The following is a 19,916-nucleotide window of genomic DNA, read 5'->3' on the forward strand; positions in this document are numbered from 1 at the left end:
ATGCTAGACTGCTGGGCGAAAATCCATCTCCACTTCGAGGACACCCATGCCATCTGCCCGCCCGCTTGCCGCGCTGACCACTTCCACCCTGATTGCCGCTTTGCTGATGGGCGCACCGCCCGTCACGGCAGCCGCCAAACCGGCGCAAACGCAGCAGGCAGGGCAAGCCCAGAAACAGCTGGCCAAGCTGGCGGCGGCCTTCCACACGGCGCGCTGCAAATTCGACCCGCTGCTGTTCGCCACCGCCAACGGCGACGGCCGTTATGACGACCAGCTCGGCCTGAATATTTCGCCCAAGGTGCGCGCGCAGCAGTTCACGCTGTACCGCCAGATGCAGAAGCAGCTGATGACGGTGCGCCGCGACCAGCTCGGCCAGCAGGAACAACTGACCTACGACCTGATGTCCTACGAACTCAACAACGCGATGCAGCTGGAGTCCTTCCCGGAACACCTGCTGCCGCTGAACCAGCTCGACAACGTGCCCAGCACCTTGGCCAACTACGCCGACGGCAACGGCTCGCAGCCGCTGGGCACGGTCAAGCAATACCAGGCCTATCTGAGCCGCCTGAACCAGTTGCCGGCATGGATAGACCAGGCCATCGCCAACATGAAGCTGGGCATGCGCAGCGGCATCGTGCAGCCGAAGGCGATCACGGTGGCGATGCTGCCGCAGTTCCAGAACCTGCGCAGCGCCACGCCGGAAACCAGCATCTACTACTCGCCGGTGACGCGCTTCCCGGCCGGCTTCTCCGACGCCGACAAACAGAAATTGACAGCCGCCTACCTGCACACGGTGGACAGCAAGATCGCGCCGGCGCTGACCCGCCTGGTCAGCTTCCTGGAAAACGAATACCTGCCGGCCAGCCGCGCCAGCACCGGCTGGGCCGGGCTGCCGAACGGCGCCGCCTGGTACGCCGCGCGCATCAAGGACAGCACCAACCTGCCGCTGACGCCGGACGCCGTGCACGCGCTGGGCTTGAAGGAAGTGGCGCGCATCCAGCAGCAGCTGGCCGCGCTGGGCCCCAAGCTGGGCTACGACGGTCCGGAAAAACAGTTGCCGCAATGGGTGGCGGCGCAGGAAAAATTCAAGATCTTCACCACCGACGAGCAGGTGCTGGACGCCTATCGCGCGATCTACGCGACCGTGCAAACCAAGCTGCCCACCTACTTCAGCCTGATCCCGAAAGCCAAGCTGGAGCTGCACCTGGAGCCCGAGCTGACGCGCGCCACCGCGTCCGACCACTACACGCCGTCGGCGGCCGATGGTTCGCATCCTGGCGTGTTCTGGCCGGTGGTCAACGATCCGAAAAAATACAGCCGGGTCGACATGGTCAGCCTGTTCCTGCACGAAGGCGTGCCCGGCCACCATCTGCACGCGGCGCTGCTGAAGGAACTGGACTTGCCGGACTTCCGCAAATTCAGCACCGAGAATCCGAACAGCGCGGCCTACACCGAAGGCTGGGCGCTGTACTCGGAAACGCTGGGCCGCGAGATGGGTTTGTATGAAGATCCGGTGGCCTACTACGGTCACTTGAACGCGGAAATGCTGCGCGCCGCGCGGCTGGTGGTCGACACCGGCATGCACGCCAAGGGCTGGAGCCGGGAGCAAGCCATCACCTACCTGGCCGACACGCTGGGCTGGAGCGAAGCGCGCGCCAAGAACCAGATCGAGCGCTATATGGTGTGGCCGGCGCAGGCGCTGAGCTACAAGATCGGCTCGCTGAAGATCCTGGAGCTGCGGGCGCGCGCGCAGCAGGCGCTGGGCGACAAGTTCAGCTATCAGAAATTCCATGAAGTCGTGATCGGCGACGGCACGCTGCCGCTGCCCATCCTCGAAGCCCGCGTCGACCGCTGGATCGCCGCCAAATAAAATTGGGGTCAGATCTGACATTCGGACACGACCTCTGCCGTAGTGGCCACTACGGCAGAGGTCGTGTCCGAATGTCAGATCTGACCCCCGCTGAGTTGATCTGACCCCCGCTGAGTTTGAGCGTTCCGATTGAGGAAATGTTGCAAAATGTGATACTTTGCGAGATTGCCTCAAGGGAGCCGCTCAATGGAATTCCTGTTGTTTATCTTCGGCGTGTTCACGCTGAGCGTCGCGTGGCGCGCGCGCACGGAAGCGAAGCAGGCGCGCAAGATCGCCACCGAATTGCAGCGGGAAGTGGATGCGCTGCGCGAGATGCAAACGACGATGCAACGCACCGCCGCACAGCAAGAACCACCGCAAGCACCGCAGCATGCAGCGCAGCCCGCGCACCCGGCCGCACCGACGCCTGCCTACGGGCCGATACCAACCACCATCCTGTCGCCGCGCCCACCGCAACCGACACCCGTGGCAGCGACGGCCACGCCGGCGCCAGCACAAGTGAGCGCACCGGCTCCGGTCGCGGCTCCCGCGCCCACAGCGCCATCGCCCCGCCCCGCTCAAGCCGAACCCGCTCCACCGCCGGCGCCCCGCCCTGAGCCAACGCCGCCGCGCTGGCTGGTGGCCGCCAAGGCCTGGCTGTTCGGCGGCAACCTGGTCGCCAAGCTTGGCTTGCTGATCCTGTTCATCGGCGTCAGCTTCCTGCTCAAGTACACGGCCGCCCGCGTCACGGTGCCGATCGAATTCCGCCTGGCCGGCATCGTGCTGGCCGACATCGCGCTGCTGGCCTGGGCCTGGCGCATACGCTTGAGCCGTCCCGCCATCAGCCTGCCGGTGCAGGGCGCGGCGCTGGCCGTGCTGATGCTGGTGACCTTCGGCGCGTTCCGCCTGTACCAGTTGATCCCCGGCTCGCTGGCCTTCGCGCTGCTGTTCGTGCTGACCGTCTTCACCTGCCTGCTGGCGGTGCTGCAAGACGCCATGTGGCTGGCCATCTTTGGCATCGTCGGCGGCTTTGCCGCGCCCATCCTGGCCTCCACCGGCGCGGGCAGCCACATCGGTCTGTTCTCGTACTACGCGCTGCTCAACGCCGGCGTGTTCGCGCTGGCCATGCTGCGCTCGTGGCGTCCGCTGAACCTGCTGGGCTTCGCGTTCACTTTCGCCATCGGCACCGCCTGGGGCGTACTGCGCTACACGCCGGAAAATTATCTGTCGGTGCAATTGTTCCTGCTGCTGTTCTTTGCCTTCTACGTTTCGATTCCACTGGCGTATGCAAGCCGGCAATCGCGGCAATTGACCACGCTGAAGAACTATGTCGACGGCACGCTGGTGTTCGGCACGCCGATGCTGGGCTTCGGTCTGCAATTTAGCCTGGTGCACGGCTACCCGTTCGGCGTGGCTTATTCGGCGCTGGCGCTGGGACTGTTCTACATCGGCCTGGCCACCGTGCTGCGCCGGCGCGACAAGGTGACGCTGCTGGCCGACGCCTTCCTCGCGCTGGGCATCGTGTTCGGCACGCTGGCGATACCGTTCGCGCTCGACGGCCGCTGGACTTCCGCCGCGTGGGCGCTGGAAGGCGCGGGCATCGTCTGGATCGGGCTGCGCCAGAAACAGACGATGGCCTGGATGTTCGGCCTGCTGGTGCAAGCCGGCGCCTGGCTGTCGTTCTTCGGCACCGTCACCGGAATGTCGCCGGAAAGCGCGATGGCATCCAATCTGTGGCTGGGCTTCATCCTGCTGTCGATCACCGCCTTCCTGATGGCGACCCGCTTCCGCGCCCAGCAGGACAGCGGCACCAAATTGTTTGCCGCGCTGGCGGCGCTGTTCCTGGCGTTCGCGTCGATCTGGCTGGTCGCCGGCGCCTGGACCGAAATCTTCCTGCGCACCGACGGCGCCAGCCAGGCCAACCTGCTGGTCGTCAGCGCGCTGGTGGCGGCAGCGGCGCTGTACATCATCGCGCACAAGATGGCGTGGCAACTGGCCAGCGGCTTCGCCTTGATTGCGCAGGCCGTTGCGGGCGTGATGCTGGCCATCCTGGCGCTGACGCAATGGAACTGGATCTCCGCGACACCCGACCTGTTCGACCGGCCGATACTGGGCGCGGCCATGATCTGCGCCGGCGCCCTGTTCAGCAGCTGGGCGCTGATGCGGCACGACGGCCAGGAGCCTGGCAGCGCCGGCTACGGCCTGTCGCGCCTGGCGATGTTGTGGGCCGGCCTGTGGTGGTTCGCCCTGATCCTGCCCGACCTGGCCGGCTGGCTGGCTATCCGCTACCAGATCGCCACCACCGGCGCATGGGCCAGCGACGACATCCTCGGCCCCAGCATCTACGGCATGCTGCTCGCCGCAGGCACCGTGGCCATCGTCATGCTGGCGCGCCGCCTGCAATGGCGCAGCCTGCGCGCGCTGACGGCGCCGGCCTGGGTCGCGCTCGCGGTCGCCAGCGCTCTGATGCTGGGCGGCCTGTATTTCGACAACCGGTTGCCCGCAGCATCCGTCTGGCTGGCCTACGCCGCGCTGTGGCTGGCCGGCGAATGGCTGCTGCGCGTCTGGCCCGCCAACAACTGGACGCTGCGCGAAGTCCCGCTGCAACTGCTGCACATCGTGCGCACCGGCGGCTTGTGGTTGATGATCTGGCCGGTCGCGGCGATCTGGATCACGCGCTGGCTGCACGGCGCCAACAGCGCCGAAGCGCAGCTGCTGGCCGACGCCGGCTGGGAGACCAGCGCCAGCTGGGCGCGCTTCATTCCGGCCTGGCTGATGATGGCCGCCGTCGGCTGGCTGATGCAGCGCAGCCGCGCCGGCGGCTGGCCGGTCGCGCCGCTGGCCGCCTGGTACCGGCGCTGCCTGATCCCGCTGGCCTGCGGCTGGGCGCTGCTGCTGGTCGCGGTCTGGAACCTGTCGCAGAACGGCGCGATGGCGCCGCTGCCCTACGTGCCGTTGCTGAACCCGCTGGACCTGACCACCTGCTTCGCCATGCTGATGGCCTACGGCTGCTACCGCCTGCTGCGCGACCTGGACGGCGGCGGCACGCTGCGGCCACCCCTGTTCACCGCCTGGCCGCCAAACTGGGTGGAGCCGCTGCCGCTGCTGGCCGCGCTGACCGGCTATGGCTGGCTCAACCTGGCGCTGCTGCGCACCGTCTCCAACTACATGAAAGTGCCGTACGAATTCGACGCCATGTTCGCCTCGCAATTCGTGCAGGCGATGCTGTCGCTGGTGTGGAGCGTCACCGCGCTGCTGATGATGCGCTACGCCGCCAGGCGCGTGCTGCGCGCCGTGTGGATAGGCGGCGCTGTGCTGCTGGCCCTGGTGGTCGCCAAGCTGTTCCTGGTCGACCTGTCCAACGTCGGCGGCGTCGAGCGCATCGTTTCCTTCGTCGGCGTGGGCGCGCTGATGGTCGGCATCGGTTACCTGGCGCCCTACCCTACAGAAACGGAAAAAGCATGAAAAACATCCTGATCGCGGCCACAGCCGCATCGGCCATTGCAGCGGCGTCGGCGGCGGCCAGCGATGCGCCGCAGGACTACACCCACCTGCTGCCGCTGACCGCCAGCGCCAAACAGGGCGTGTTGCAAGTGCGGCTGCCCAAGGATGTCTACCTGCACGCGCGTTCGCCGCTGCTGGACGACGTGCGGGTATTCGACGCCAGCGGCGCCTTGCAGCCGTTCGCGCTGCGCACGCCGGCGCCGGCGACGCGCACCAGCCGGCGCGACCTGCCGTCGGCCATCTTCCCGCTGATGAGCACGGCCGCATCGGCCGGGCAGCTGGACCTGGATGTCAGCACGGCCACCGACGGCCGCCTGCTGTCCGTCAAGGTCCGCCCCGACAACGCGCGCGACAAGCCCGCCCAGCCGCCGCACCTGGCGGGACTGGTGCTCGACCTGGGCAAGGACGCGGCCGCCACGCCGGTCAGCGCGCTGCGCTTCACGCTGCCGCCCGGCCAGCGCGAGTACAGCGCGCAAGTCTGGCTGGAGACCAGCGCCGACATGAAGCACTGGGATACCGTCGGCGCCGCCGACCTGAACTGGCTGGTCAACCAGGATGCGCAGACGCTGTCCAACGACCGGCTGGAGTTCGACGCCCGCAGCTTCCGCTATGCCCGGCTGAACTGGCGCAGCGGCACGCCGATCCAGTTCGCGGCGATCACGGCCGAGCAGCTGGTCCATGCCGATATCGCACAGCCCACCGAGCAACTGCTGCTGCAAGCGGCGACGGGCAGACAGGCGCAAGACCTGGTCTACGCCGTGCCGCCCGCCGTCGCGCCGAGCAAGGCCGGGCTGCAATTCAGCGAACCCAATGTCGTCCTGTCCGGTACCTTGGGCATCTACCGCGAGCTGCCCGCAAGGCAGGCTGGACAAGGCCCGGCCTGGCGCTTCGATGCGCTCACCAGCGCGACGTTCTACCGCATCGCGCAAGGCGCACAGGTGCGCAGTTCCGGCGACATCGAAGTGCCGCCGGTGCATGCAACGCAATGGGTGCTGCGGACCACGGCGCCAACAACGGCAAGGCCCGCTTTGCGATTGAGCTGGCAGCCGGCCACGCTGATCTTCCTCGCCAACGGCAACGGCCCCTACACGCTGGCGGTCGGCCGCGAGCGCGCCGCGCCGGCCGTGCGCGAGTTGAGCCAGGTCGCGCCCGGCTTCTCCGATACGGAATTGCAGAAGCTGGAACAGGCCAGCGCCGGCCCGGCGACGCAGCAGCAAGGCAGCGGCGCGCAGGACGCCACCGCGGCGCTGACCGCGGCCACTGCCGCCCAGCAGCGCCTGGTGGTGCTGTGGGGGGTGTTGCTGCTGGGCGTGGCCGTGCTGGCGTTTATGGTTTGGCGCTTGCTGCGCCCATCACGTTCATGACGGCCAAGGTCATCGCCTGGGCGGCGGTCTTGATCGATGGTTCCGGCACCGGCGCGTAGTACGGCGAGTGGTTGAAGGCGATCGGCTTGCCGCCCGGCTTGGCCGCTTCGGCCACCGCTTTCGGGTCGTAGACGCCGGTGAAGAAGAACATGCCCGGCACGCCCTCATTGACGTAGGCCGAGAAGTCTTCGCTGGCCGTCATCGCCGGCATGCGCGAGACGTTGGCGTCGCCGAAGGCTTTTTTCAACACGCCTTCGGTACGCTTGACCAGCGCGTCGCTGTTGTCGATGGCGGCGCCGCCGGTGATCAGCTCGACATCGGGCGCCGGTGCGTCGGCCATCGCGGCCGAGGCGTTGGCGACGCGGCGCACGCCGGCCAGCAGTTTCGCCCGTACTTCCGGGCTGTATGAACGTATCGTGCCGCGCACGCGCACCGTGTCGGGGATGATGTTGCCGACCGTGCCGCCGTTGATCGCGCCGATGGTGACGACGCCGAATTCCTTGGGATCTTTCTCGCGGCTGATGACGGTCTGCACGTCGACCACGAAGCGGGCGGCGATGGTGATCGGGTCCAGCGCCTTGTCCGGCGCCGAGCCGTGGCCGCCGCGGCCCTTGAAGGTGATTTCAATCGCGTCCGAGTTCGACGACACCGGCCCGCTGTTGTAGCCGATGGTGCCGTAGGCCAGCGGCCAGCTGTGCAGCGCGAAGGCGTAGTCCGGTTTCGGGAAGCGCTTGAACAGGCCGTCGTCCAGCATGGCCTTGGCGCCGCTGACGGTTTCCTCGGCCGGCTGGCCGATGAACATCAGCGTGCCCTTCCACTGCGATTTCAACACCACCAATGTGCGCGCCGCGCCCAGCCAGGCGGTCATGTGGACGTCGTGGCCGCAGCTGTGGGCCACCATCGTGTCCTTGCCGTCCAACAGCGCGTGCGCCTTGCTGGAATAGGCGTAGCCGGATTTCTCCTCCATCGGCAGGCCGTCCAGCTCGGTGCGCACCAGCACGGTCGGGCCGGCGCCGTTCTTGTAGATGGCCACCACGCCGGTCTTGCCGACTTTTTCCGTCACCTCGAAGCCGATCGCGCGCATCTCGGCGGCCAGCTTGGCGGCCGTGCGTTCTTCCTGGAAGGCGATTTCGGGATGTGCGTGCAGATCCTTGTAGATCGCATCGAGCTTCGGATACATGCCGTTGATCTGGCTGGCGACGGCGGAGGCGTCCTGCGCCTGCGCGGCGTGGACGATCAATAATGCGGCAAGCGGGAGCAGCTTCATCGGTGGTTTCCTGGTCTGGGGGATAACCGGACCAGCATACCACCACAGCGGGGGTCAGATCTGACATTCGGACACGGCCTCTGGTGTAGCAGGCACATACGGCCGAGCTTGTGTCCGAATGTCAGATCTGACCCCCGCTATCAGGCTGTATGCAACTTCATCGTGGCCGCGTCGAACTTGCCTTCGACGATCAGCGGCATCACCAGCAGCGACTTGTCGATCGCTTGCTCGATCAGCTCCTGGTCTTCGCGGCGCGGGCGGTGCAGCACGAAATCCGCCACCTGCTGCTGCAGGCTGAGCGTGCGCGGATGGCCGATGCCCAGGCGCAGCCGCCAGTAATCCTGCGTGCCGAGCGCGGCGGTGATGTCCTTCAGGCCGTTGTGGCCGCCCGAGGAGCCGCCTTTTTTCAGGCGCGCGGCGCCGGGCATCAGGTCCAGCTCGTCGTGCACGACCAGCACTTCGTCCGGCAGGATCTTGAAGAAGCGGCACAGCCCGCCCACCGACTGGCCGGAGCGGTTCATATACGTCTGCGGTTCCAGCAGATAGACTTCCTGGCCGGCGACCGCGCCCTTGGCCATCAGCGCGTTGTACTTGGTCTCGCGCTGCAGGCGCGCGCCGATGTCGTTGGCAAGGTTGTCCACCAGCCAGAAGCCGGCGTTGTGACGGGTTTGTTCGTATTCGGGGCCGGGATTGCCGAGGCCGACGATGAGGCGTATGGACATGAGATGCTCAGTCAAATAAACGTGATTATCGCGCAAACCCGCACTGCGGCCACATGGGGTCAGACCCCGTACGGGGTCTGACCCCTGCATCCGGGTTGCGGGGTCAACGCTCAAGCATAAAAAAAGCCCGCCTGGCGCAGGCCGGCGGGCTCTCCTCCTGCAACCGCCCGAAGGCGGCGTCAGTGATTACTTCTTGGCTTTAGCGGCTGGCTTGGCTTCAGCAGCTGGAGCTTCAGCGGTAGCAGCGGCTTCAGCAGCCACGTGACCAGCAGGTACCGAAGCGGTAGCGATGGTCAGGTTCGAACCGTGGGTGATCGCGGTGACGCCAGCTGGCAGAACCAGGTCGGCGATGTGCAGCGAGTGACCAACGTCGATGTTCGACAGGTCAACGGTGATGAACTCTGGCAGGTCTTTTGGCAGGCACGAAACTTCGATTTCGTTGGCTACGTGGCTGATGGTGGCGCCGTGCAGTTTGACTGCTGGGGACACGTCAGCGTTAGCGAAGTGCAGAGCCACTTTCATGTGGACTTTGGCGTTTGCATCAACGCGCTGGAAGTCAGCGTGCAGAACCAGTTGCTTGAACGCGTGGACTTGGAAGTCGCGCAGCAGCACTTGCTGGGTCTTGCCGTCGATTTCCAGATCCAGGATCGACGAGTGGAAGGCTTCTTTTTTCAGCGCGTGGTACAGCGCGTTGTGATCCAGCGAGATGGTCACTGGCGCTTCGGTACCGCCGTAGATGATGCCAGGGGTTTGGCCCGAATTGCGCAGGCGGCGGCTCGCTCCGGAACCTTGCAATTCGCGTTTGAATGCAACAACTTTCATGTGTAACTCCAAAAATAACAGGGCTCGCGCCCCGTGTTATGAAGCCCCCGCGACCAGGGTGCTTCGAAAATGAGCTGACTGCGCTCATGAAACTGGGAAAAGCAAAGGCGCGACAGGCAATTTATGCCTGTCGCGCCATGAAAAACTGGCTAAATCGTTTATCTTTAGTCGATAAACAGGGAGATAACGGAATCGCCCTTGATAATGCGTTTGAACGTCTCGGCCAGCAGCGGTGCGCAGGTCAGCTGACGGATCTTGCCGCAAGCCTTGGCCGCGTCGGACAGCGGAATCGTGTCGGTCACGACCAGCTCGTCCAGCGACGAATTGGTGATGCGCTCGATTGCCGGGCCGGACAGCACTGGGTGCGTGCAATATGCGATCACTTTCTTCGCGCCGCGCTCTTTCAGCACTTCGGCCGCCTTGACCAGCGTACCTGCGGTGTCGACCATGTCATCCATGATCACGCAGTTACGGCCTTCGACTTCACCGATGATGTTCATCACTTCCGAAACGTTGGCCTTCGGACGACGCTTGTCGATGATGGCCAGGTCGCAGCCCAGGCGTTTTGCCAGGGCGCGCGCACGTACCACACCGCCGACGTCCGGCGACACCACCAGCAGATCCTGGTAGTTCTTCTTCTGCAGGTCGCCCAGCAGAATTGGCGAAGCGTAAATATTGTCAACCGGAATATCGAAGAAGCCCTGGATCTGGTCTGCGTGCAGATCCATGATCAGGACGCGCTCGACGCCCGCTTCTTCCAGCATGTTGGCGACCACTTTGGCCGAGATCGCAACGCGCGCCGAACGCGGGCGGCGGTCTTGACGGGCATAGCCGAAGTAAGGGATAGCAGCGGTGATACGGCCGGCGGACGCGCGTTTCAGGGCGTCGACCATCAGGATCAACTCCATCAGGCTGTCGTTGGTTGGAGCACAAGTCGATTGCAGAACGAAGACGTCTTTACCGCGAACGTTTTCGTTAATCTCAACCATCACTTCGCCGTCCGAGAATTTCGAAACGTTTGCCTTGCCGAGAGGGATGCCGAGATTTTTAGCGACTCCTTCTGCCAATGCAGGATTAGCGTTGCCGGTAAAAACCATCAGGTTTTCGAAAGCCATTGGGAGTCCCAGAGATAGTCGATGAAAATTTTTGAAAAGTCGCCAGCGGAAACCGCGTGGCGCTGTACTTAGAACTTAGTTGAATGGTTCGCGCTAGGGCGATGCCATCTTTGCTCTACCTGGCCGGAGACTGCTAGTGCCTCGACGGGTCCAGATACAAACGAATGGCAGGGGAACAAGGATTCGAACCTTGGTATGCTGGAATCAAAATCCAGTGCCTTAACCAGCTTGGCGATTCCCCTACGCAACTGACTGCTTGTCGTTACATGGCCGGTATTTTACAGCCATTTTCACGCTAAGCCAAATTTTTTTACCGCCTCACAACTTTTCGATGATCGGGTGGCGATCCAGCGCTTTTGCCTTCCAGGCCTTCCACTTCGCCGGCACTTTTGCAAGCACCGCATCCGCTTCGTCCTCGGTTGCTACCGCACTGAACACGCAAGCACCGGAGCCAGTCATCCTGGCGTCACCGTAAGCACTGAGCCATTCTATCGCCTCTGCTACCGGCGGGAATAACTTCGTTGCCACTTGCTGCAAGTCGTTCTTTCCAAACCCTTTTAAATCGATTCGATTTTCGAGGTGGCTGGAAAAGTCCGTTATTATGACGACCGGAGTATCCCTTGTCAAATGTTCTGAGCAAAAAATTGCTGCAGTCGGCACCGCGACGCCCGGTTCGATGACGACATACCAACAATCCGGTGCTGTTACCGGCTGCATCGCCTCCCCCACGCCTTCGGCAAAGGCGGTCTGGCCGAAGATGAAGAAGGGGATGTCCGCGCCCAGCGGCAGGCCCAGCGCCATCAACGCTTCCTTGCTTAGACCGGCCTGCCACAGATAGTTCAACGCCATCAGCGTGGTGGCCGCATCGGACGAGCCACCGCCCAGGCCGCCGCCCATGGGCAGGATCTTGTCGATGGCGATGTCCACCCCGGGCGGCAGCGCGCCGGTGCGGCGCAGCACTTCGGCTTGCAGCAGCCGGGCGGCGCGGACGATCAGGTCGCTCTCTTCAGGCACGCCGGGCAGGTCGGTCACGCGGCGGATCTCATGGTCGCCGCGCAGCTCGAAGTGCAGCATGTCGCCGTGGTCGATCAGCTGGAACACGGTTTGCAGCAAATGGTAGCCGTCGGCGCGGCGGCCGTTCACGTGCAGGAACAGGTTCAACTTGGCCGGAGCCGGGCAATTCTTCAGACTGGTCATCGTGCTTCTTATTCTGCGTTCGGACGAATGGCGATGCGTATCGTCAGGTCATCCACCTGCCCCGCGCCTAGGCGCGTGAGGTCGATGAGTTTGGGTTGCGGCACAGGGGCTGCGCCGTTGCTTTGCAACGGCTCTTGCCAGCTGGCGTATTCGACTTTCCAGCCGTCGCGGGTGACGACCGTGTCGTTGGCCTGCGAGGCGACGAAGCGCTTGCCGCTGGCGTCGGTGGCGTAGCCTTGCAGCCATTCGCGCAGGCCGGAGACCGGCAGCGTCCAGCCCAGCGCCTGCGCGGTCAGGCTGTCGAGGTCGGACGCGGTGCGCGGCTCCTTGCCGCTTTGCTTCAACGTGGCCAATCCCGGCGTGACGCTGATGACGGCGAGGATCTGGCCGGTCGGCGAGATCAGGTTGACCTCGGTTGCGGTCTTGCTCTGCTGCCAGGTGAACTTGCCGATCAGCGATTCGCGCTTGCCGTCCTTGATGTAATGGATGGAGATGCCGCCGCCCAGCTCGATGTTGTCGCTGTAGGGCGCGACCACGGCGGCCGAGCGCGGCCCGGAGGTGGTGGCGCAGCCGGCCAGCACGGAAGCCGCCAACACGGTGGCCAGCATGGCGGCGGGCGCGCGGCGGCGCAGGTTCAATAAGGTCATCAGGTATCGCTTACAGGCTTTGGTTCAAACGGGCGAGCGTGCTTTTCAGCGCGTCGTTCTTCGGATCTTTGGTTTGCGCTTCCTGCCACATCTGCTGGGCGCCGGTCTTGTCGCCCTTGACGAACAATACTTCGCCCAGGTGGACGGCGATTTCAGGATCGCCGCGCAAGGCGTAGGCGCGGCGCAGCAAGGCTTCCGCTTCGTTCAGGTTGCCCATGCGGTACTGCACCCAGCCCATGCTGTCCATGATGAAGGGATCGCCCGGCGCCATCTTCATGGCCTTGTCGATCAGCGTGTAGGCTTCCGGCAGGCGCTCGTTGCGCTCGGCCAGCGAGTAGCCCAGCGCGTTGTAGGCGTGCTGGTTGTCGGGCGCGGCGATCATCACCTGGCGCAGCGCCTTTTCCATCAGTTCCACCTGGCCCAGCTTTTCGGCGACCAGCGCGAAGTCGTACAGCAGGTCGGGATTGTCCGGATAGCGCTTGACGGCGTTTTCCAGCACCGTGTAGGCGGCGCGGTTGTCACCGGCGTCGCGCAGGATTTGCGCGTCGGCCTGGAAGATCTGCGCCTGGTCGACCGCCTCGGACGGCTTCAGCTCGGCCAGCTGCTTGCGGGCTTCGTCGACATTGCCTTTGCGGGCCGTCAGCTGCGCCATCTTCATGCGCGCGGCCAGGTAGATTTTTTCATCGGAGCCATCGACCTTGTCCAGCCAGTTGTAGGCGGCGTCGAAGTCGTTGCGCTGCTCGGCGATCTGCGACAGTATCATCAGCACCTTGGACGGGTCGCGCTCGTCGCTCGGATGGTCGGCCAGCACCTTGACGAAGTCGGTGAAGTATTTTTCCGCGTTGGGGATGTCGTTGGACTGCATCGCGATCACGCCCAGCGCGTACAGCGTGGCCAGGTTGTCCGGCTGGTCTTTCAGCAGGGTCAGGAACTCCTTGCGGGCGGGTTCGGTCTGCTTGGCGTCGGCCAGGATGCGGGCATAGGCGGCGCGCACTTCGCGCGATTTCGGATATTTGTCCAGGAAGGTCGACAGCACCTTCAGCGCGGTGTCGATATCGCCGGACACTTGCGCCGTGGTCAGGATGGCCAGCTCGGAATCGGGCTTGATTTTCAGCGCCTGTTCCGCCTCGGCGCGCGAGCGCTCGTTGTCGCCCAGCGCGAAGGCGCCCTGCGCCAGGATCAAATGGCTTTCCAGCGTGCCGCTGTACGGCGCCAGCACGCGGTCTTCCAGCGCGAAGGCGGCGCTCTTGTCCTTGGCGCGCAGCAGGAACTGCTGCATCTGGAACATGGCCAGCGGGCGCGCCTGCACCGGCGCGGCCTTCAGGCGTTCGACAAAGATCTGCTCCGCTTCGCTCAGGTCGTCGTTGACGACGGCGAAGCCGAGGAAGTATTGGGTGGCCTCGTCCGAGTCCGGCGCCAGGCTGCGCCACAGGCGGATGGCCGACAGCGCTTCCGGCCCCTGCTTGGCGGTCAGCGCCATTTCGGCGGCGCGACGCGCCAGACGCGGATCGCGCGTCTGCTGCGCCAGCGCCAGCATGGTGATGTAGGCGCCCTGCCACTGCCCCTGTTTGAATTCCAGCTCGGCCTTGGTGATGCGGAACAGCATATCGCTGGTCAGTTCGACATCGGGCAATACCTCCGCAGCCGGCGCCGGTGCGGCGGCGAGCGGCACAGGGCTCTCCGCAGCCGCGTCGGCAGGCGCCGCAGCGGCGGACTCCGCCTCTTTTTGCGGCGCGACGGCGCACGCGGACAGCAAGGCGGACAGGGTTACAATGGCGAAAGCGTTTTTCAAGGGAAGATCCTGGCAAGTCGGCAAAAGGTACAGATGCATTCGGATTCTACGCGTAACGCCCCGATTGCGTCTTTTGACTAGTGTAACCAAATATTCCGACCCAGCCAGAGTGTCACCGCTCATTATTTCGACTCTTAGCCATCCAGATGCCAGAATTACCAGAAGTTGAAGTCACCCGGCGCGGGGTTGCGCCGCATATCGAGGGCCGCACCGTGCATCAGGTGGTGCTGCGCCGCGAGGGCTTGCGCTGGCCGTTTCCGGCGCAGCTGCCGCAGCTGCTGGCCGGCCACCAGGTGCTGCGCACCGGCCGCCGCGGCAAATACCTGCTGGTGCATTTCGACCATGGCACGCTGATCATCCATCTCGGCATGTCGGGCCACCTGCGCATCATGCCATCCGATATCGAGCCGGAAAAACATGATCATTTTGATCTCGTGGTCGAGACCCCGGACGGCCTGCGCGTGCTGCGCATGAAGGATCCGCGCCGCTTCGGCGCCGTGCTGTGGCACGACGACGCCGACGGTTTGCTGGAACACCACGCGCTGCTGCGCGAACTGGGCGTGGAGCCGCTGGAGGCTGGCTTCAGCGGAAAATTGCTGTACGATCAAACCCGGCAGCGCAGCGCGCCGGTCAAGCAGGTGCTGCTGGCGGGCGATATCGTTGTCGGTGTCGGCAATATTTATGCTTCGGAAAGCTTGTTCCGCGCCGGCATCAACCCGAAGACGCCGGCCAAGCGTATCAGCCTGGCACGCTATGAGAAGCTGGCGCAGGCCGTGCGCGAGATCCTGGCCGAGGCCATCGTCCAGGGCGGCAGCACGCTGCGCGATTTTATTAGCGTCAACGGACAATCGGGGTATTTCCAGCAAACTTATTTCGTCTATGATCGTGCAGGCGTACCCTGCAAGGTGTGCGCGGCGCCGATACGACAGATCAAGCAGGGACAGCGGTCCACGTTCTACTGCGTGAATTGCCAAAAATAAGGGCAGACATGATGGTCAGGGATTTCGAGCAATACAGCGCGTGGCGGCAAGGCGTGGTCACGGCGTTGAAAGATTATCAATCGTGGGTTGCTGGCGCGTCCCTGACCGACGCCGCCACCGACCAACGCATCGTGCGTACCCTGGCGCGGCTGGCCGACGACAAATTGTCGGTGGCCTTCGTCGCCGAATTCTCGCGCGGCAAATCGGAATTGATCAACGCCATTTTCTTTGCCGACTACGGCCAGCGCATCCTGCCGTCCGCCGCCGGCCGCACCACCATGTGCCCGACCGAGCTGATGTACGACGCCAGCTTCGCGCCGTCGATCCGTCTGCTGCCGATCGAGACGCGGGCCGAGAACCTGTCCACCAGCGATTACCGCGACCAGCCCGCCGCCTGGACCGTGCTGCCGCTGAACCTGGACGCCGGCGCCGACATGCACGAGGTGTTCAAGCAGGTCAGCATGACGCGCCACGTGCCGGTGGAGGAAGCCAAGCGCTACGGCCTGTACGACGAGGACGATCCCGACATGCCGGTCACGCTGGACGACGCCGGCCTGGTCGAGATTTCGCTGTGGCGCCATGCGATCATCAACTTCCCGCATCCGCTGTTGAAGCAGGGCCTGGTGATCCTCGACACGCCGGGCCTGAACGCGATCGGCACCGAGCCGGAATTGACGCTGAACCTGATCCCGAACGCGCACGCGGTGCTGTTCATCCTGGCCGCCGACACCGGCGTGACCAAGAGCGATATCGAAGTCTGGCGCAACCACATCGGCGCCGGCGCCGGCCGGCTGGTGGTGCTCAACAAGATCGACAGCATGTGGGACGAGCTGCGCAGCGAGGCCGAGATCAACATCGAGATCGAGCGCCAGCAGGCCAACGTGGCCCACGTGCTGGCGCTCGAGCCGCGCCAGGTGTTCCCGGTGTCGGCGCAGAAGGCGCTGGTGGCCAAGATCAACCAGGACCCGGCGCTGCTGGAGCGCAGCCGCCTGCAGACGCTGGAAGGCGCGCTGTTCAACGAGCTGATTCCGGCCAAGAAGGAAATCGTGCGCAAGCAGCTGAGCGAGGAGTTGCAGGCGCTGAGCGCGGCGCAGCTGGCGATGGTGAACGCGCGCAGCCGCGGCGTGGTCGAACAGCTGCATGAGCTGAAGGGCCTGCGCGGCAAAAACCAGAGCGTGATCGCCCATATGATGCGCCGCATCGACGTCGAGAAAAAAGAGTTCGACGCCAGCCTGTTCAAGCTGCAGGCCACGCGCGCCGTGTTCACGCGGCTGTCCACCGAGCTGTACACCTGCATGGGCATGGACATCGTGCGCGACGATATCGAACTGGTGCGTCAGGAGATGCAGCGCAGCCGCTTCTTCACCGGCGTGCGCGAGGCGGTGCGCAACTACTTCGAGCGCATCCGCGCCAGCCTCGACGCGGCCGAGCACAAGACGGTGGAGATCAGCGAGATGATGGGCGTGATGTACCGCCGCTTCTCCAACGAGCACGGGTTGACCTTGGCGCTGCCGATGCCGTTTTCGCTGGAGCACTACCGCGAGGAGATCGCGTCGATCGAGGCGATCTACTATAAGCAGTTCGGCACGGCGACCCTGCTGACCACCAGCCGCGTGGTGTTGATGGAGAAGTTCTTCGACACCATCGCCTCGCGCGTGCGCGGCTGCTTCCGCGCCGCCAACAACGACGCGGAGGCGTGGCTGAAGGTGATCATGGCGCCGCTGGAGGCGCAGATCCGCCAGCACAAGGATCAGTTGAAACACCGGCTGGCGTCGATCCAGCGCATCCACGATGCGACCGACAGCCTGGAACAGAAAATCGACGCGTTTGAAGGCAGCCAGCAGGCGCTGGAGGCGCAGAAGGCGCGACTGAATGAATTGGCCGGGCAGATCAGCATTGCCATCAACGCGGAATTCGTGGCGCTGGACGCCGCCGCTTAAAGCATAGGAACAGAATGAAGGTTGTAGCAGGTGAGAATTTTGCGGATCCCAGTTTCTCGGCCGATCTGATCGGCTGGCAAAAAGTACATGGACGCCATGTGCTGCCGTGGCAGAACACGCGCGATGCGTATCTGATCTGGCTGTCGGAAATCATGTTGCAGCAGACGCAGGTGTCGGCGGTGCTGGGTTATTACGCGCGCTTCCTGGAGCGCTTCCCTACCCTGCGCGACCTGGCCTCGGCGCCGGTCGAGGATGTGATGGCGCAGTGGAGCGGCCTGGGCTACTACACGCGGGCGCGCAACCTGCACAAGTGCGCGCAGCGCGTGGTGGCGGAGTATGACGGCGTATTCCCTTCCGATCCGCTGCTGTTGGCGGACTTGCCCGGCATCGGCCGTTCGACGGCGGCGGCGATCTCGGCGTTTTCCAGCGGCACGCGGGCGGCCATCATGGACGGCAACGTCAAGCGCGTGTTCGCGCGCGTGTTCGGCATCGACACCTATCCCGGCGAGCGCAAGACCGAGGAGGCGATGTGGCGCCGCGCCGAGGCGCTGCTGCCGGAGCAAGACATCGAATCGTACACGCAGGGTTTGATGGACATGGGCGCGACCCTGTGCACGCGCAGCAGCCCGTCGTGCGAACGCTGTCCGATGCAGCCGCGCTGCGTGGCGTTTTCCACCAACCGCACCAAGGACCTACCGGTGCGCAAGCCGAAGAAGACCAGCCCGGAAAAGCATGCGGTGATGCTGGCGATTATCGACGGCGGCCAGGTGCTGCTGGAACAGCGTCCGCCAAGCGGGATCTGGGGCGGTTTGTTGTCGCTGCCGGAGCTGGAAGGCCATCTGCTGGCCGAGGACGACGAAGTGGAAGCGGTCGATGATGCCGCGCTGATGCTGGCGGTGGGCAAGTTCGGCGAGATAGAATCGCACGAGCGGCTGTCGACGGTGACGCATGTGTTCACGCACTACAAGCTGCACATCGCGCCCTACCGCGTGACCTTGGCGCGCCGCCTGTCGATGGCCGCCGAGTCCGGCCACGTCTGGTACGACGCCGCCAAAATCCCCGACGCCCCGCTGCCGGCGCCGATCAAGAAGCTGCTGCTGGAATTGGTCGGCGACAGCAAGGCTGCGCAACAGCGGATGTTTTAAGGCCAAATCTTGACGACCGCAACCACCACGCCGGAAACGGTGAGGATGGTAGCAAAGGACCAGCGCACCATGCGGTTTTCAAGCTCGGAGATATCCAACCTTAGCGCAGCAATTTTTTCGCAGAGCTTACTGTCCACTGCGGCCAGATCCTCTTTCGTTACATAATTGGATTGGATCACGGCCACTCGAGCTTCCAGCTGGGCCATATCTTCCTTCGTCGCGTAATTGGACTGGATGACGGCGACCCGGCCGTCCAGTTTTGCCATATCCTCCTTGGTAACGGACTGGCCGCGTGTAGCCAAAGCCTCCGCCGCAAGCGAAGCAACCTCGACTTCAACCGAAGTCAGCCGCCGATCCAGTTGGGTGATTTGCTCGTCCATCGAGCTATCATGCGCCGAACACTGTTGGTGCTCAAGACCGCACGATTGAGCCCACTCAAAGCTCGTCGAGCGAGAACAAGCGGCGGTGTTCGCGGATCGCGTAGCGGTCGGTCATGCCGGCGATGTAGTCGGCGATCTTGCGCGCCTGCTTGCCGACGTCGCCCGATTTGTCCTGGTAGTCCGGCGGCAGCAGCACCGGCTCGGCCATGAAGGCGTGGTACAGCTCGCGCACGATGCGACTGGCTTTCACCCGCATGCGGTTGACCTTGTAGTGACGGTAGAGATTCTCGCGCAGGAAGCGCTTGAGCTCGGTCGCGTCCTTGCGCATCGGATCGGAAAAACGGATCAGCGGCGGCGCCGCGCGCACCTCGTCGATGCTCTTGGGCGCGGCGTCGGCCAGCAAGGCGCCGGAGGTGGCGATCAGATCATCGGCCAGCGCGGTGATCAGGCGGCGCAAGGTTTCATAGATCGCACGCCGGCCCGACAGGCCGGGGAAGGTCACCTGCACATCGCGCCACAGCCGCGCAAAAAACTCCACCTGCTCCAGCTGCTCGATGGTGATCAGGCCGGAACGCAGGCCGTCGTCGATGTCGTGGCTGTTGTAGGCGATCTCGTCGGCGAGGTTGGTCAGCTGCGCCTCCAGCGACGGCTGGGTGCGGTCGATGAAGCGCTGCGCCACCGGCCCCAGCAAGCGCGCATTGTTCAGTGAGCAGTGCTTGAGGATGCCCTCGCGGGTCTCGAACATCAGGTTCAGGCCGTTGTAGGCGCCGTAGTGTTCTTCCAGCTCGTCGACCACGCGCAGGCTTTGCAGGTTGTGCTCGAAACCGCCGTGGTCCTGCATGCATTCGTTGAGCACGTCCTGGCCGACATGGCCGAACGGCGTGTGGCCCAGGTCATGCGCCAGCGAGATGGCTTCCACCAGGTCCTCGTTCAGGCGCAGGTTGCGCGCCAGCGAGCGGCCGATCTGCGCCACTTCCAGGCTGTGCGTCAGCCGGGTGCGGAACAGGTCGCCCTCGTGGTTGAGGAACACCTGGGTCTTGTATTCCAGCCGGCGGAAGGCCGAGGAATGGATGATGCGGTCGCGGTCGCGCTGGAACTGGCTGCGCGAGGCGTGCGCCGTTTCGTCGAAGCGGCGGCCCACGCCGCCCGCCGAATGGGCCGCGTAAGGGGCGAGGAATTCGTCGGGCAGCAT

Annotated in this window: 15 protein-coding genes and 1 tRNA gene; 6 read left to right on the forward strand and 10 right to left on the reverse strand. The window is 64.4% G+C overall.

Annotated elements, in window-relative coordinates; all coding sequences use genetic code 11:
• Window positions 1-46: 46 nt before the first annotated feature.
• The 3 genes from RUGAMON1_RS26950 to RUGAMON1_RS26960 all read left to right on the forward strand — a co-directional run bounded on the left by RUGAMON1_RS26950 (window position 47) and on the right by RUGAMON1_RS26960 (window position 6,717).
• Window positions 47-1,870, forward strand: a complete 1,824-nt coding sequence (locus RUGAMON1_RS26950; RefSeq protein ID WP_445233418.1) for a DUF885 domain-containing protein — start codon at window positions 47-49, stop codon at window positions 1,868-1,870.
• Between the two features lie 186 nt (window positions 1,871-2,056).
• Window positions 2,057-5,314, forward strand: a complete 3,258-nt coding sequence (locus RUGAMON1_RS26955; protein WP_445233419.1) for a DUF2339 domain-containing protein — start codon at window positions 2,057-2,059, stop codon at window positions 5,312-5,314.
• Window positions 5,311-6,717, forward strand: a complete 1,407-nt coding sequence (locus tag RUGAMON1_RS26960) for a DUF3999 family protein (RefSeq protein WP_445233420.1) — start codon at window positions 5,311-5,313, stop codon at window positions 6,715-6,717. The genes RUGAMON1_RS26955 and RUGAMON1_RS26960 overlap by 4 nt, the downstream gene beginning before the upstream one ends.
• Here RUGAMON1_RS26960 and RUGAMON1_RS26965 read toward each other — a convergent pair.
• The 8 genes from RUGAMON1_RS26965 to RUGAMON1_RS27000 all read right to left on the reverse strand — a co-directional run bounded on the left by RUGAMON1_RS26965 (window position 6,680) and on the right by RUGAMON1_RS27000 (window position 14,279).
• A complete protein-coding gene (locus tag RUGAMON1_RS26965) occupies window positions 6,680-7,984 on the reverse strand; it encodes an amidohydrolase (RefSeq protein WP_445233421.1) in 1,305 nt (434 codons plus the stop codon). The two genes, RUGAMON1_RS26960 and RUGAMON1_RS26965, sit on opposite strands and share 38 nt — an antisense overlap.
• 140 nt (window positions 7,985-8,124) lie before the next feature.
• Window positions 8,125-8,706, reverse strand: a complete 582-nt coding sequence (pth, locus tag RUGAMON1_RS26970; RefSeq protein ID WP_445233422.1) for an aminoacyl-tRNA hydrolase — start codon at window positions 8,704-8,706, stop codon at window positions 8,125-8,127.
• A 186-nt stretch (window positions 8,707-8,892) separates the two neighbouring features.
• Entirely contained in the window at window positions 8,893-9,528 is a 636-nt protein-coding gene (locus RUGAMON1_RS26975; protein ID WP_445233423.1) for a 50S ribosomal protein L25/general stress protein Ctc, read from the reverse strand.
• Window positions 9,529-9,692: 164 nt separating this feature from the next.
• Window positions 9,693-10,643 (reverse strand): ribose-phosphate pyrophosphokinase, encoded by a 951-nt coding sequence (locus RUGAMON1_RS26980; RefSeq protein WP_026334886.1) that lies wholly within the window; start codon window positions 10,641-10,643, stop codon window positions 9,693-9,695.
• Window positions 10,644-10,808: 165 nt separating this feature from the next.
• A tRNA-Gln gene (locus tag RUGAMON1_RS26985) sits at window positions 10,809-10,885 on the reverse strand.
• A gap of 76 nt (window positions 10,886-10,961) precedes the next feature.
• The gene (ispE, locus tag RUGAMON1_RS26990; protein ID WP_445233424.1) at window positions 10,962-11,840 is read right to left on the reverse strand and encodes a 4-(cytidine 5'-diphospho)-2-C-methyl-D-erythritol kinase; all 879 of its coding nucleotides are present in this window, start codon (window positions 11,838-11,840) and stop codon (window positions 10,962-10,964) included.
• Window positions 11,841-11,848: 8 nt separating this feature from the next.
• A complete protein-coding gene (locus RUGAMON1_RS26995) occupies window positions 11,849-12,487 on the reverse strand; it encodes a lipoprotein insertase outer membrane protein LolB (protein ID WP_445233425.1) in 639 nt (212 codons plus the stop codon).
• 10 nt (window positions 12,488-12,497) lie between these two features.
• On the reverse strand, window positions 12,498-14,279 hold the full coding sequence (locus RUGAMON1_RS27000) for a tetratricopeptide repeat protein (protein ID WP_445233426.1): 1,782 nt from the start codon (window positions 14,277-14,279) through the stop codon (window positions 12,498-12,500).
• Between the two features lie 146 nt (window positions 14,280-14,425).
• Between RUGAMON1_RS27000 and mutM the strand changes: the two genes are divergently transcribed.
• From mutM to mutY, 3 genes are read left to right on the forward strand one after another with little or no spacing between them, the layout of a single operon-like run.
• Window positions 14,426-15,259: a bifunctional DNA-formamidopyrimidine glycosylase/DNA-(apurinic or apyrimidinic site) lyase gene (mutM, locus tag RUGAMON1_RS27005; RefSeq protein ID WP_445233427.1), complete on the forward strand. Its 834-nt coding sequence runs from the start codon at window positions 14,426-14,428 to the stop codon at window positions 15,257-15,259.
• 11 nt (window positions 15,260-15,270) lie between these two features.
• Window positions 15,271-17,199, forward strand: a complete 1,929-nt coding sequence (locus tag RUGAMON1_RS27010) for a dynamin family protein (protein WP_445233474.1) — start codon at window positions 15,271-15,273, stop codon at window positions 17,197-17,199.
• Window positions 17,200-17,213: 14 nt separating this feature from the next.
• On the forward strand, window positions 17,214-18,344 hold the full coding sequence (gene mutY, locus RUGAMON1_RS27015; protein ID WP_445233428.1) for an A/G-specific adenine glycosylase: 1,131 nt from the start codon (window positions 17,214-17,216) through the stop codon (window positions 18,342-18,344).
• Here the strand turns inward: mutY and RUGAMON1_RS27020 are convergent.
• On the reverse strand, window positions 18,341-18,724 hold the full coding sequence (locus tag RUGAMON1_RS27020; protein ID WP_445233429.1) for a hypothetical protein: 384 nt from the start codon (window positions 18,722-18,724) through the stop codon (window positions 18,341-18,343). The genes mutY and RUGAMON1_RS27020 overlap by 4 nt on opposite strands.
• A 55-nt stretch (window positions 18,725-18,779) precedes the next feature.
• Window positions 18,780-19,916 carry a deoxyguanosinetriphosphate triphosphohydrolase gene (locus RUGAMON1_RS27025; RefSeq protein WP_445233430.1) on the reverse strand — a complete coding sequence of 379 codons (1,137 nt, stop codon included), beginning with the start codon at window positions 19,914-19,916 and terminating at the stop codon, window positions 18,780-18,782.

The organism is Duganella rhizosphaerae, from assembly GCF_040364205.1.
In the GTDB taxonomy this organism is placed as follows: Bacteria; Pseudomonadota; Gammaproteobacteria; order Burkholderiales; family Burkholderiaceae_D; genus Rugamonas; species Rugamonas rhizosphaerae.